This window comes from Promicromonospora sp. NPDC057488 (assembly GCF_042802395.1).
Lineage (GTDB): Bacteria > Actinomycetota > Actinomycetes > Actinomycetales > Cellulomonadaceae > Promicromonospora.
On record NZ_JBHVEG010000177.1, the window covers coordinates 1 to 13,121 of the forward strand.

12 protein-coding genes are annotated in these 13,121 nt (G+C 75.1%); 7 read left to right on the plus strand and 5 right to left on the minus strand.

Annotated elements, in window-relative coordinates; genetic code table 11:
• Nucleotides 1-40 precede the first annotated feature (40 nt).
• Nucleotides 41-901 carry an alpha/beta fold hydrolase gene (locus ACFU5G_RS24965; protein WP_377250876.1) on the minus strand — a complete coding sequence of 287 codons (861 nt, stop codon included), beginning with the start codon at nucleotides 899-901 and terminating at the stop codon, nucleotides 41-43.
• A gap of 132 nt (nucleotides 902-1,033) precedes the next feature.
• On the opposite strand from ACFU5G_RS24965, the gene ACFU5G_RS24970 reads away from it, so the two are divergent.
• Nucleotides 1,034-1,237: a hypothetical protein gene (locus ACFU5G_RS24970; protein WP_377250878.1), complete on the plus strand. Its 204-nt coding sequence runs from the start codon at nucleotides 1,034-1,036 to the stop codon at nucleotides 1,235-1,237.
• A gap of 211 nt (nucleotides 1,238-1,448) precedes the next feature.
• Here the strand turns inward: ACFU5G_RS24970 and ACFU5G_RS24975 are convergent, their stop codons facing one another.
• Complete coding sequence (locus ACFU5G_RS24975; protein ID WP_377250881.1) at nucleotides 1,449-2,246, minus strand: DUF899 family protein; 798 nt, start codon at nucleotides 2,244-2,246, stop codon at nucleotides 1,449-1,451.
• Between the two features lie 170 nt (nucleotides 2,247-2,416).
• Between ACFU5G_RS24975 and ACFU5G_RS24980 the strand changes: the two genes are divergently transcribed.
• On the plus strand, nucleotides 2,417-3,358 hold the full coding sequence (locus ACFU5G_RS24980) for a D-2-hydroxyacid dehydrogenase family protein (protein ID WP_377250883.1): 942 nt from the start codon (nucleotides 2,417-2,419) through the stop codon (nucleotides 3,356-3,358).
• A gap of 36 nt (nucleotides 3,359-3,394) precedes the next feature.
• Here the strand turns inward: ACFU5G_RS24980 and ACFU5G_RS24985 are convergent, their stop codons facing one another.
• Nucleotides 3,395-3,754, minus strand: a complete 360-nt coding sequence (locus ACFU5G_RS24985; RefSeq protein ID WP_377250886.1) for a GntR family transcriptional regulator — start codon at nucleotides 3,752-3,754, stop codon at nucleotides 3,395-3,397.
• A 14-nt stretch (nucleotides 3,755-3,768) separates the two neighbouring features.
• Nucleotides 3,769-4,206: a VOC family protein gene (locus tag ACFU5G_RS24990; protein WP_377250889.1), complete on the minus strand. Its 438-nt coding sequence runs from the start codon at nucleotides 4,204-4,206 to the stop codon at nucleotides 3,769-3,771.
• An 83-nt stretch (nucleotides 4,207-4,289) separates the two neighbouring features.
• On the opposite strand from ACFU5G_RS24990, the gene ACFU5G_RS24995 reads away from it, so the two are divergent.
• From ACFU5G_RS24995 to ACFU5G_RS25005, 3 genes are all read left to right on the plus strand, one after another.
• Entirely contained in the window at nucleotides 4,290-5,339 is a 1,050-nt protein-coding gene (locus tag ACFU5G_RS24995) for an N-acetylmuramoyl-L-alanine amidase (RefSeq protein ID WP_377250892.1), read from the plus strand.
• A 63-nt stretch (nucleotides 5,340-5,402) separates the two neighbouring features.
• Nucleotides 5,403-6,374, plus strand: coding sequence for a hypothetical protein (locus tag ACFU5G_RS25000; protein WP_377250895.1), 972 nt, complete (start codon nucleotides 5,403-5,405; stop codon nucleotides 6,372-6,374).
• 57 nt (nucleotides 6,375-6,431) lie between these two features.
• Nucleotides 6,432-7,082, plus strand: a complete 651-nt coding sequence (locus ACFU5G_RS25005) for a TetR/AcrR family transcriptional regulator (protein ID WP_377250898.1) — start codon at nucleotides 6,432-6,434, stop codon at nucleotides 7,080-7,082.
• A gap of 64 nt (nucleotides 7,083-7,146) precedes the next feature.
• Here ACFU5G_RS25005 and ACFU5G_RS25010 read toward each other — a convergent pair whose 3' ends face one another.
• A complete protein-coding gene (locus ACFU5G_RS25010) occupies nucleotides 7,147-9,504 on the minus strand; it encodes a glycoside hydrolase family 3 C-terminal domain-containing protein (RefSeq protein WP_377250901.1) in 2,358 nt (785 codons plus the stop codon).
• A gap of 145 nt (nucleotides 9,505-9,649) precedes the next feature.
• Between ACFU5G_RS25010 and ACFU5G_RS25015 the strand changes: the two genes are divergently transcribed.
• Both ACFU5G_RS25015 and ACFU5G_RS25020 read left to right on the plus strand, forming a co-directional pair.
• Complete coding sequence (locus tag ACFU5G_RS25015; RefSeq protein WP_377250904.1) at nucleotides 9,650-10,951, plus strand: MFS transporter; 1,302 nt, start codon at nucleotides 9,650-9,652, stop codon at nucleotides 10,949-10,951.
• Nucleotides 10,948-12,807, plus strand: a complete 1,860-nt coding sequence (locus tag ACFU5G_RS25020; RefSeq protein WP_377250907.1) for a glycoside hydrolase family 3 protein — start codon at nucleotides 10,948-10,950, stop codon at nucleotides 12,805-12,807. The genes ACFU5G_RS25015 and ACFU5G_RS25020 overlap by 4 nt, the downstream gene beginning before the upstream one ends.
• The last annotated feature ends 314 nt before the right edge of the window (nucleotides 12,808-13,121 follow it).

Consider the following 13,121-nt stretch of genomic DNA (forward strand, 5'->3'; position numbering starts at 1 on the left):
CCCGGCCGGGTCCGCGCGGCCGGCACCGGGGCGGGGGTTGTCAGCGCCGCAGGAACTCGCTCACCGCCGCGAGGTACTCGTCGGGCGCCTCGTCGTGCACCATGTGGCCCACCCGGATCTCGACGAGCCGGCCGTCGGCGACGCCCGCGGTGAAGTCCGCCAGGTCGGCCTGGTCCACGTTGCTCGTCGGGCCGCCCGCGACGACGAGCACGGGCGCCTCGATCCGCAGCGCGTCGTCCCACCAGGCCGGGTCCGGGTCGCTGCGCTGGGCGCGCAGCGCGTTGACCAGCGGCCAGTGGAACGGCACCGGGTGGTCCGGCTCGTCGAACGGCTCGAACCGCGGCCCGCCCGGCCGGGTCGGCGTCGCGTCCTCGAGCACGAGCCGCGTCACGGGACCGGGCGTCGGGGCGGCGTCGTTCAGGGCGGTGGTCACCAGGGTGGCGGTGACGGCCCCCATCGAGTGGCCGACGACGGCGAGCCCACCCGGGGCGGCGTCCACCCCGAGCGCGGCGCAGAACGCGAGGGTGTCTGCGGCCATGAGCTCGTAGGTGTACTCGCCGGGCCGGTCGCTGTCGCCGTGCCCGCGCGCGTCGGGGGCCAGCACGCGGTAGCCGAGCGCGGCGAGGTCGTCCAGCAGCGGCTCCCAGGACAGGGAGCTCTCGCCGAGGGCGTGCAGCAGGAGCAGCGCGGGGGCGCCGGGGTCGCCGGCCTCCCGGTAGGCGAGCCGCAGGCCGGCGGGTGCGCCGGTCGGGCCGGCCGGGTCCGCGGTGATGCCCGCGCCCGGGGTGGTGCCAGCGCCCGGGGCGGTACCCGCGCCCAGGCTGGACGGGTTCTCCGCCCCCGGAACGGGTGCGTGCTCGACGTCGACGTGGCGGACCGGATGCTGCGCTGCGGTGGTCATCCGCGCAAGTATGCCGAGCCTGCAGACCTCCTGTGACCAGCGGGAACAACCCACCGCGAAAATCCGCTGACCGCGTAGGGGTACGCCCGTTACGGTCGGGCGTCGCTGACGCACAGGACGGAGGTGAGACGCGTGAGCAGCAACAAGAAGAACCGCGCCCGGTACAAGCACGCGCTCCCGGCCGACGCCGTGCGGGAGCGCGCGGAGCACGCCCGGTCGGGCGCGGCCGGTGTGCACACCGACCAGCAGGCCCGGGCCTACCGCACCGGCGCCACCAACCGCGTGGGATCGCGCTCGGCACGAGTCCGCGCCGCGATCCGAGCCGACCAGCGCTGACCGCGCGGGGCGCCGACGAATGTGCGCTTCTACCCAGCCATCAGGCCCGAAGATGCCGTGAGTTCTGCTCCTGATGACTGGGTAGAAGCGCACTTCCGGCGTGGTGCCCGCGCATCCGGCCCTGGCGTCGGCCCGCCCTCGTCCGCACGCCAGCCCCGAGCGCCGGGCCGGGCCTCTGGCTGATGCGGCCCGCACCCGCACCTATCTCCCGTCAGTGGTCGTGCGGGGCGCCGGCCGCCACCGGTGTCGCGCCCGGGCGGGACCACTGCGCGGCAGGGCGGCCGCCCGACCAGCTGTTGCCGGTGCCGTCCTCGTCCGTGCGCCAGAACCAGCCCGGGACCTTGCCCTCCGGCCAGCCCTCGGGCGACTCCTGCCAGGCCTCGATGCGGCCCCGCGCGGTCATGTCGAGCAGCGCCAGCGCCGGCATCGTGGCCTCCGCCCCGCGCCCCGTCACGGAGTTGGTCAGGAACACCCGGTCGCCCTGCCGCAGGAAGCACACCCAGGTGCCGAAGTCGCCGCCGCCCAGCACGTCCTCCGTCGTCTCCAGCACCGAGTGCCAGTGCCGCGGGTACCCCATGAACTCGACGAACGGCGCGAGCTCCGCGTACGGCGCCCGCGCGACCACCGCGAACGAGACGCCCCGCGCGTTCAGGTAGGCCGGGTCCTGCACCGCGAAGTACGTCAGCGTGCAGCCCTCGCACTGGTTCTCGAACGGCTCGCCCGCGTGCCACATGTGCTTGTAGACGACCAGCTCCTCGCGGCCCGCGAACAGGTCCAGCAGTGCGACCGGACCGTCCGGCCCGACGACGACGGCGCCCGCGTCGACCTCCGTCATCGGCAGCCTGCGCCGCGCCGCCGCGATCGCGTCGCCCTCGTGCGTGTGCGCCTTCTCCCGCACCAGCAGCTCGTCGCGGGCGGCCTGCCAGGCGGCGCGGTCGACGACGGGCGGCACGGCGGGCCCGTCGGCGACGCCGTCCGGGTCGGCGTGGTGCTGGTGTGACGCGGTCATGGTGCGCTCCTTGTGCGAGGGGACGTGTCCCTGGGTAGACGACGGGCCGCGCCGAAGGTCATCGGTCGGCCCACCCGGACGACGAACGGGCCGGCCCCGGAACGACACCCACCCGGAACGACACCCACCCCGGCCAGCCCGCCCCGCACCCTGCGCCTAGGGTGGCCCGCATGCGCATCGCCGTCCTCGACGACTACCAGCAGGCCGCCCGCCGCCTCGCCGACTGGGACAGCCTCGGCGCCGACGTCACCTTCCACGGCGAGCACCTCGCCGACCCCGCGGCGCTCGCGGCGGCGCTGGCGGGGTACGACGTCGTCGTCGCCATGCGGGAGCGGACACCGTTCGACGCCGCCACGCTCGACCTGCTGCCCGACCTGCGGCTCCTGGTGACGACCGGCCGCGCCAACGCGTCGATCGACCTGGCGGCGGCCGCCGCGCGGGGCGTGGTGGTGTGCGGCACGGACTCGCCGTCGTCGGCCACGCCGGAGCTGACCTGGGCGCTGATCCTGGCCGTGGCACGGCACCTGCCGCAGGAGGACGCGCGCCTGCGCGCGGGTGGCTGGCAGCACACGATCGGCACCGACCTGGCCGGCCGGACGCTCGGCGTGGTGGGCCTCGGCCGGCTGGGCACCCAGGTCGCACGCGTCGGCGCGGCGTTCGGCATGGACGTCGTGGCCTGGAGCACCAACCTCGACCCGGACGTCGCGGCCGGGCGCGGCGCGCGGGCCGTGGCCAAGGACGAGCTGTTCGCGACGTCGGACGTGGTCACCGTGCACTACAAGCTGAGCCCGCGCAGCGTCGGCATCGTCGGGCGGGCGGACCTGGCGCGGATGAAGCCGGCCGCGATCCTCGTCAACACCTCGCGCGGCCCCCTGGTGGACACCGCCGCGCTGCTGGAGGCCCTGCACGCCGGCCGGATCGGCGGCGCGGGCCTGGACGTGTACGACGTCGAGCCCCTGCCCGCGGACGACCCGCTGCGCTCGGCCCCGCGCACCGTGCTGACGCCGCACCTCGGCTACGTCACCGAGGGCACGTACGCCACGTTCTTTCCGCAGGTCGTCGAGGACATCGCGGCCTGGGCGGCGGGGAGCCCGGTGCGGCTGCTGGGCTGAGCGGGCGGCCCGGCTGGCCGGACGGCGGGGCGCGTCCTACCGCAGCGCCGCCGAGACGATCTCCAGGGCCTCGGCCCGCCCGAGCCCCAGCGCGTGCGCCGTTGCCGCGTACTGCGCGGCGGCGTCCTGGGCCAGGGCGAGGCGCTGGTCGCCCGCCGCGCTGACGAAGGTCCCGGCCCGGCCGCGCGTCTCGACGAGGCCGGCGGCCTCCAGCTCGCGGTACGCGCGCGCCACGGTGTTGACGGCGATGCCCAGGTCGGCGGCGAGCGCCCGCACCGTCGGCAGCCGGGCGCCGACGGGCAGGGTCCGGTCGGCCATCTGCTGCGCGAGCCCGGTGCGCACCTGCTCGAACGGCGGGACGGGGGACTCGGCGTCGATGCTGATCACGCCCGCCACAGTACAAGCGGCCCTCAGACGACGCAGAGCTCGTTGCCCTCCGGGTCGCGCACAGTGACGTGGTCCAGGCCCGCCGCTCCGGGGGACTCCCAGGCGACGGTGCCGCCCGCCGCGACCAGCTCGGCGACCTTGGCGCGGATGCGCTCCTCGCGCAGCGCGGGCTCGACGGACCGTCCGCCCGAGACCTGCAGGTCGAGGTGCACCCGGTTCTTCGCGGTCTTGGGCTCCGGCACGCGCAGGAGCGACAGTCCGGGGAGCCGGCCCTCGGGGTCGGCGAGGTAGGCGCCGTCGTGCCACTCGTCCTCGGGGACACCCTGCGCGGCCATCCAGTCCTCCCAGGAGTCCCAGCCGGACGGCGGCGGCCGCTCGACGTAGCCGAGGGCGAGCATCCAGAACGCCCGGAGCGCGCGGACGTCCAGGCAGTCGATCGTGATGGTCCAGTCGGTGGTCATACCCGCACGTTAGGGGGTCGCCTCACCCGCCGCGCGGTGGTAGACATGTACGAAATATGCGGAACTGGCTTCGAGGGGGAACCGTGGCTGAGGCGTACGAGATCAAGGGTGAGGACGGGACCGTGCTGGAGGTGCTCGCCCCCGACGACGAGCCGCAGGGCGAGGCGGCCGAGCCCTACACCGCCCCGGAACCGGCCGAGACCCCGGAACCCGCCGAGACCCCCGAACCGGCCGAGCCCTACGTCGAGCCGACCGCCACGGTGAGCATCGCGTCGCGCGCGTCCTGGGGCGCGCGGTATCCCGACGGCGACCTGACGCTGACCGGCCCCGCCGTCGAGGTCTGGGTGCACCACTCGGTCACCGCGCAGCTCTCGCCCGACGCGAGCGTCGCCGCCGAGGCGGAGCAGATGCGGGCGCTGGAGAGCGTGGGGCAGACCCGGTTCGGCACCGGAATCTCCTACAACGTGGTCATCTTCCCGTCGGGGCGGGCCTACCAGGGCGTGAGCTGGAACCGCCGCGGCACCCACACCGGCGGCCGCAACAGCACCTCGCGGTCCATCTGCTTCGCCGGCAACTACGAGGCCAACAGCCCCACGGCCGCCCAGATCTCCACCGCGGCCGCGATCTACCGGTACGGCAAGGACCGCTGGTGGACCCAGGGCGCGCCGCTCGGCGGCCACCGCGACGTCTCCCAGACCGCCTGCCCCGGCCGCAACCTCTACGCGCGGCTCGACGACATCCGCGCCGGCGAGGGCTCGACGCCGCCCAGCCCGGGGGAGCCCGGCGGCCTGATCGTCGACGGCTTCTGGGGCTCGTCCACGACCCGCCGCCTCCAGCAGGAGCTCGGCACCCCGGTCGACGGCGTCGTCTCCTCGCAGAGCGTGGCCTGGCGCGACGTGAACCCCGGCCTGACCACGGGCTGGCGCTGGGTCTCCGACGCCCAGGGCTCCCGGGTGATCGCGGCCCTGCAGCGCAAGATCGGCATGGCGTCGGGCGACCGGGACGGGAAGATCGGCCCCCAGACCATCCGCGCCCTCCAGCGCTATCTCGGCACGCGGGTCGACGGCGTCATCTCGCGCGACTCCAGCGCCGTGATGGCCCTGCAGCGCCGGCTGAACCAGGGCCGCGTCTAGCGCCAGGCCGCGTCCGGGCCGGTCACCGACCTAGCCCGGGCGATCACGGCTAGTCTCGCGTCCATGACCGACGCCGCCCAGCGCCCCGCACCCGACCAGCCCACCGGCCGCCCCGCGCCCGACCCGATCCCGCTCGGCTCCGCGCCGCGGCCCGCCCTCGGCGCCGACCTCGAGGCCCGGATCCGCGCGACGCTCGCGGACGAGGTCGGCGGCCAGGCCCTGGGGCTGGACCGGGCGCCGATCACGGCGGAGCTCGACGGCGCCGACATCACGTCCGCGGTCATCGACCTGTCGGGCGTCGTCGTGCGCCTGCCCGAGGCCGCCGGCCAGCCCGCCCAGCCCACCTACCCCGCCCAGGCCGGCCACGCCGGCCGGCCCGGCCACTCCGCCCAGCCGGCGTCCGGAGACAAGCGCTGGCGCCCCGAGGTGGTCCGGCGCGAGCCCGGGAACCTGCACCACCTGCGCCTCGACGCGCACCAGCTCGTCGCGGTGGACCTGCCCGTGGACATCACCGCGGAGCTCACCGACCTGCGGTTCGACTGGGTCGAGGGCGCGGACGGCCGCGTCGGCATCCAGCCCGTCGAGCCCGACGCCGACCACCCGGTCTCCGGCCACGCCCGGGTCGCCGTCGACAAGGCGGGCCTGGTCGCGACCGTGCGCGGCGTGGCCGCCGTCGTGCTGCTGCAGCAGGGCATCACCCTGACGGCGCTGGACCTCGACGTCGTCTCCCAGGGGCCGCGGGCGGCCACGCTCCGGATCGATGCCGCGATCAAGAAGGGCATCTTCCTGTCGGCCCGCGTGCAGGCCACGGCGTCGGTCAGCCTCGACGAGAACCTGGTGCTCGCGGTGCGCGACGTGCAGCTCAACAGCGGCAACCCGATCGTCGCCGCGTTGCTCGGCACCGTGCGCGGCAAGGTCGAGGCGGCGACGAGCCGCGACATCGACCTCGCCGAGAAGCTGCCGGACGGCGTCCGCATCGCCGACGTCCGCCTGGACGTCGGCGCACAGCTCGTGGCCAGCGCGCGCCTCGTCTGAGCCTGAGCGGAACCTCCTGAGTCCGTCGCGCGGCCCCGGCCGGGGTAGTTTGGGCGCATGTCCGTGAGCGCTCAGACCGGCCCGTCCACCAGGACCGGCGCCTCCACCACCGGCCAGCGTGGTGGGTACGCCAAGGGCCGCGCGACGCAGCAGGAGATCATCCGCACGGCGATCCTCGTGTTCGCCGACGTCGGCTTCCACGGCGCCTCCCTGCGGGACATCGCGGCCCGGGTCGGCATCTCGCACCCGGGCCTGCTGCACCACTTCCCGAACAAGGCCGCCCTGCTGGAGGCCGTGCTGGAGTACCGGGACGCCGTGGACGAGCAGTCCTTCCAGGAGGACATCGAGCGCGGCTTCGACTACTTCGAGGCGCTGCTGCACCTCGTGGAGCGCAACCGGCTGCGCCGTCCGCTGGTCGAGCTGTTCGCGGGCCTGTCCACGGAGGCGACCTCCCCGGACCACCCCGCGCACGAGTACTTCCGCCGCCGCTACCAGCGCGTGCTGGACGAGCAGTCCCAGCTCCTGCGGGAGCGGGCCGCGCGCGGCGGCCTCGCCCCCGGGGTGGACCCGGACCAGGCGGCGCGCACCGTGGTGGCGCTCATGGACGGGCTGCAGGTGCAGTGGCTGCTGTCCCTGGACCGGCCCGCTGCCGAGCGCGTGGACATGGCCGCCGACCTGCGCGGTTACCTGGACCTCATCCTGCGCTGACCTCGTCCCGCACTGACGGCGCCGGACCGGCGCCGGGCTCCGGCCGAGCCCGGCGCCGGAACCGTCAGCCGTTCGCCTCGGCCAGCAGCGCAGCCAGGCCGGCACGGTCGAACCCGCCCATGCCGAAGTCGGCGATGACCGTGAGCGGCATGTCGCCGATCATCCCGAGCATGTCGTCGGCCACGCCGCCGCCGTGCACCAGGGCCTCGATCCGCGGCCCGACGACGGGGTGGTCCAGCGCCTCGTTGACGGTGGACAGCGGCTCCAGCGGCAGGCGCACGTCCTCGCCGTCGACCACCACGGTCGCCGAGCCGCGCAGGTCGCGCGACGACGTGCCCACGGCGACCTCGAACTCGCCGCCCTCGACCACCCAGCGGCGCAGCACGGGGTGCCAGTAGGCCAGGTCGCGGCCGCTGAGGTCGAACGTGACCTCGCGGGACTCGCCAGGCTCCAGGTCGACCTTGGCGAACGCCTTGAGCTCGCGCTCGGGGCGCTGCACCTGGGCGGCAGGGTCGGCCACGTACGCCTGCACCACCTCGGCGCCCGCGCGGTCGCCGGTGTTGGTCACGGTCACGCGCACGCGCACCGCCGCCTCGTCGTCCGCCACGACGTCCGTGCGGAGCACCTCGGCGGCCACACCGGAGTAGGCGAACGTCGTGTACGACAGGCCGTGGCCGAACGGGTAGGCGACGTCCGCCTGCCGCGCGTCGTACCAGCGGTAGCCCACCAGCAGGCCTTCGCCGTACCGGACGTGGCCCAGCTCGCCGGGGAAGTTGCCGTAGGACGGGTTGTCCTGGAGCCGCAGCGGGATCGTCTCGGCCAGGCGCCCGGCCGGGTTCACCGCGCCGAGCAGCACGTCGACGACGCCGGAGCCGCCGGCCTGGCCGCCGAGCCAGCCCTCGACCACGGCCGGGGCGAGGTGCTGCCAGTCGGCCACCGAGACGGCCGAGCCGTTCGCCAGCACGACGACGACGCGGGAGCTGACCGCCGCGACCGCCTCCAGCAGCGCGACCTGCTCGGCCGGCAGGTCCATGTGCGCGCGGTCGAAGCCCTCGGACTCGTACGAGGCGGGCAGCCCCAGGAACACCAGCACCGTCCCGGCGGCGCGGGCCACCTCGACGGCCTCGTCGCGCAGCGCGTCGGCGTCGGTGCCCGAGCCGGCGTCGGCGCCGTCGACCGTGTAGCCGGCCGCGAACGGCACCTCGGCGCCCGTCGCGGCGCGCAGCGCGGACAGCGCGTCGTCGAGCCGCGTCGGGTTGACCTGGGAGGATCCCGCGCCCTGGTAGCGCGGCGTCCGGGCCAGCTCGCCGATCACGGCGACCCCCTCGCCCGAGGCCAGCGGCAGCAGCGGGGCACCGTCGGCCGACTCGTTCTTCAGCAGCACCGTGCCCGCGGCCGCGGCCTCGCGGGCCAGGGCGTGGTGGGCGTCGGCGTCGAAACCCTCGCCGGACGCGGCGGCGGCGTCCAGCGCGGGCAGCGAGCGCGCCACCAGGCTGAGCACGCGGCGGGCGGCGACGTCGACCACTGCCTCGTCGAGCTCGCCGGCGCGCACGGCGGCGACCACCTCGGCGTCGGTCCGGCCGCCCGAGGCGGGCATCTCCAGGTCGAGCCCGGCGGCGACGGCGGCGACGCGGTCGCGCACGGCGCCCCAGTCGGACACGACGAGACCGGTGAAGCCCCACTCGTCGCGCAGCACCTCGGTCAGCAGCCAGTGGTTCTGCGAGGCGTAGACGTCGTTGATCTTGTTGTACGAGCACATCACGGTCCACGGCTGGGCCCGCTTGACGACGCGCTCGAAGCCGGGCAGGTAGATCTCGCGCAGCGTGCGCTCGTCGACGTCGGCCGAGACGCGCATGCGGTCGGCCTCCTGGTTGTTGGCCGCGAAGTGCTTGAGCGAGGTGCCGACGCCCTGCGACTGGATGCCGGCCACGAGGGCGGCGCCGAGCTCGCCCGAGATCACCGGGTCCTCCGAGAGGTACTCGAAGTTGCGCCCGTTCAGGGGCGAGCGCTTGATGTTGATGCCGGGGCCGAGCAGCACGGCGACGTCGTTGACGCGCGTCTCGCGGCCCAGCGCCTCGCCCACGCGGCGCAGCAGGGCGGGGTCCCAGGTGGAGCCGAGCGTGGCCGCCGGCGGGAAGCAGGTGGCGGGCACCGACGTGCCGAGCCCGAGGTGGTCGGGGGACTCGGCCTGCTTGCGCAGGCCGTGCGGGCCGTCGGTGACCATGACGCCGGGGACGGTGACCTCGGGCCGGTCGACGGGCTGGGTGGTCCAGAAGTCCAGGCCCGACAGCAGGGCGGCCTTCTCCTCGAGCGTGAGGGCGGCCAGCGCGTGCTCGACGTCGAACGCGCGGCCTGGCGTCGAGGGCGAGTTCTGGGGCGATCCTGCGGCTGACGGCGCCTCGGTGGTCTCCTCGATGGTCATGTGTGCACTCCTTAGCCTGGACTGTTGCGCTGCAAACCTACCGAGTGGTAGAAATTCAAAAACTACCACCCGGTAGCCGTTGGCGACAGCGGCCCGCCGGGAGCCCGACCAGCCGGGGCAGAGCTGCCCCACCCAGGAGTCCTCCATGGCAACCCTCGATGCGCGTCCCGCGCAGCACGACCCCGCCGTCGCCGCGCCCCGCCGCGCGGGCGGCACCGGCCTCGTCATCGCCTACGTGGCCGCGTTCTTCGCGCTCTACGTCGCGCTCCTGACGCCGGTGATCAGCACGCTGGCGCTGCGCGTCAGCGCCCTGTCCACGCCGGAGTCCCGCGCGGCCGACCTCGCGCTGGTGACCGGCGTCGGCGCGTTCTTCGCGTTCGTGGCCAACCCGCTCGCGGGCGCGCTGTCCGACCGCACCACCTCCCGCCTCGGCATGCGCCGCCCCTGGCTGCTCTGGGGCGTGCTGCTCGGCTCGGCCGGCATCGCGATCATCGCGCTCGCGCCGAACATCGCCGTCGTCGCGATCGGCTGGGCCGTCGCCCAGACGGCGTTCAACGGCACGCAGGCCGCCCTCCAGGCGCTGCTGCCGGACCAGGTCTCCGAGCGCCTGCGGGCCCGCGTCTCCGGCTGGCTCGGCATCGCGCAGAACCTCGCGCCGCTGGCCGGCATCGGCATCGCCGCCTGGCTGACGGCGGCCGGCGCCGGCTCGGCCTGGCTGTTCCTGCTGCCCACGGCGCTGGCCATCGCGGGCGTGCTGGCCCTGGTCGCCGTCCTGAAGGACCGCCGGCTGGACCCGGCCGACGTCGAGCCGTTCCACCTGGGTCGCTTCCTCGCCGGGTTCTGGGTCTCGCCGCGCAAGCACCCCGACTTCGGCTGGGCCTTCGCGGGCCGCTTCCTGCTGCTGTTCGGCTTCGCGCTCTACAACAGCTACCAGGTCTACTTCCTGCAGGACCGGTTCGGCATGGACGAGCCGACGGCGCTCGGCTGGCAGCTGCGCCTGATGGTGCTCCAGGCGGCCGTGCTGCTGGTGGCCGGCGCCGCGGGCGGTGCGCTGTCGGACCGCACCGGCCGGCGCAAGGTGTTCGTGATCATCTCGACCGTGCTCGCGGGCGCGGGCCTGCTCGTCTTCGCCTTCGCGGGCGCGCCCGAGCACCTGTACCTGGGCGCCGGCCTGTTCGGCGCCGGCCTGGGCGCGTACTTCGCCGTCGACCTGGCGCTCGTGACCGACGTGCTGCCCAACAAGGACACCGAGGCCGCCAAGAACATGGGCGTGTTCAACATCGCCAACGCCCTGCCGCAGTCCCTCGCGCCGGCCCTCGCGCCCGCGCTGCTGGCGATCGGCCCGGCCTCCGGGGCGGGCGGCAACTACACGTCGCTGTTCCTGGTGGGTGCGGTCGTGGTCGTCGTCGGCGCCGTGAGCACCATGTTCATCCGGGGTGCGCGATGACGGCGCCCTACCGGGACCCCGCGCTGCCCGTCGCCGAGCGGGTCGCCGACCTGCTGGGGCGCATGACCCTGGCCGAGAAGGCCGGGCAGATGTTCCAGACCATGGTCGAGGTGGGCCCGGGCGGGACCCTGGCCGACGTGCCGTCCGACCACGGCATGCCCGGCACGTCCGACCTGGTGGTCGAGCGGCACATGACGCACCTCAACGTGCTCGCCGCGCCGCCCACGGCCCGCGAGTTCGCGGCCTGGCACAACCGCCTGCAGCGGCTCGCGGCCGGGACGCGGCTGGGCATCCCGGTGACCGTCGCGTCCGACCCGCGGCACTCCTTCACGGACAACCCGGGCGCGGCCCTGCTGTCGGGGCCCTTCTCGCAGTGGCCCGAGACGCTGGGCCTGGCCGCGACCCGCGACGAGCGGCTCGTCGAGGAGCACGGCGACGCCGCCCGGCAGGAGTACCTGGCCGTCGGCATCCGCACGGCGCTGCACCCGCAGGTCGACCTCGTGACCGAGCCCCGCTGGGCGCGCGGCGGCGGCACCTTCGGCGAGGACGCCGACCTCACCGGACGCCTGGGCGCCGCCTACGTGCGCGGCCTCCAGGCCGGGGGCGACGTCGCCCGCGACGCGGGGCTGGACGGCGCTTTCGGGCCCGCCAGCGTGTCCACCATGACCAAGCACTTCCCGGGCGGCGGCCCCCAGCTCGACGGCGAGGACCCGCACTTCGCCTACGGCCGCGAGCAGGTCTACCCCGGCGGCCGGTTCGACCTGCACCTGGAGCCGTTCAAGGCGCTGCTCGCCGCCGGGACCCGGCAGATGATGCCGTACTACGGCATGCCGGTGGGGCTGCGCGCGGACCTCGGCTCCGGGCCCGAGGACGTCGAGCAGGTCGGCTTCGGCTTCAACCGGGGCGTGCTGACCCGGCTGCTGCGCGAGCACCTCGGGTTCGACGGCATCATCTGCACCGACTGGGGCCTGGTGACCGACGTCGAGATGTTCGGCCTCCCGTTCCCGGCCCGTGCCTGGGGCGTGGAGCACCTGAGCCCGCTGGAGCGCGTCGCGAAGATCCTGGACGCCGGCGCCGACCAGCTCGGCGGGGAGGCGTGCCCGGAGCACGTCGTCTCGCTCGTCGAGTCGGGGCGGGTGCCCGAGGCGCGGATCGACGCCTCGGTGCGACGCCTGCTGGCCGAGAAGTTCGAGCTCGGGCTGTTCGACGACCAGCGGTACGTGGACGAGGGCGCGGCCGCCGTCGTCGTCGGGCGGGCCGACCTGGTCGCCGCCGGGCGGCGGGCGCAGTCCCGGTCGGTGACGGTGCTGCGCGACGCGGGGTCGGGGTCCGGGTCCGGGGGAGCGGCGGGCCTGCCGCTCGCGCCGGGCCTGCGCCTGTACGCGGAGGGCGTGCCCGACGGCGAGGTGGCCGGGTTCCGGCGCGTCGCCACCCCGGCGGAGGCCGACGTCGCGCTGCTGCGCCTCGAGGCGCCGTACGAGGAGCGCGGCCCGGGCTTCGAGAGCTTCTTCCACGCGGGGTCGCTCGAGTTCCCCGACGACGTCGTCGCCCACGTCGCGGAGGTCGCCGGGCTGGTGCCGACGGTGGTCGACGTGCACCTGGACCGGCCCGCGGTCCTGACGCCGCTGCTGCCGCACGCGGACACCCTGGTCGTCACGTTCGGTGTGGGCGCGCCCGCGCTGCTCGACGCGCTGACCGGTGCGGTGCCGCCCGAGGGCCGGCTGCCGTTCGACCTGCCGCGGTCCGCCGCGGCGGTCGAGGCGTCCCGCAGTGACGTCCCGTTCGACACCACGGACCCGCTGTTCCGCTTCGGCGCCGGCGAGGTGTCGGCCGCGGATGGGGACGCGGCGGCGTGACGCGGGGCGACCTCGCCCCACGGCAACCCTCAACCTCGGCCTGAGGCTGAGCCGCCGCGAACCCTCAACCTCGACTTGAACCTCACCCTGTCGGGCCGGTCGGCAGAATGTCAGGTGGTCGGCAGCTCGAACTGCCGACCACCTGACGTTCTACCGACCGTCTGACGTCGTACCGATCACTCCGCCAGGCCCGGATCGCTGTCGGCAACGCGCGGACCGGGCGTCCGGCCCCGCTGGCGCCCGGTCCTGGACCTGGGCGTTGACCACAGCGGTTCCTGCCACGAGAGAGGGCCTGCTGGCAGGAACAGCTGTGG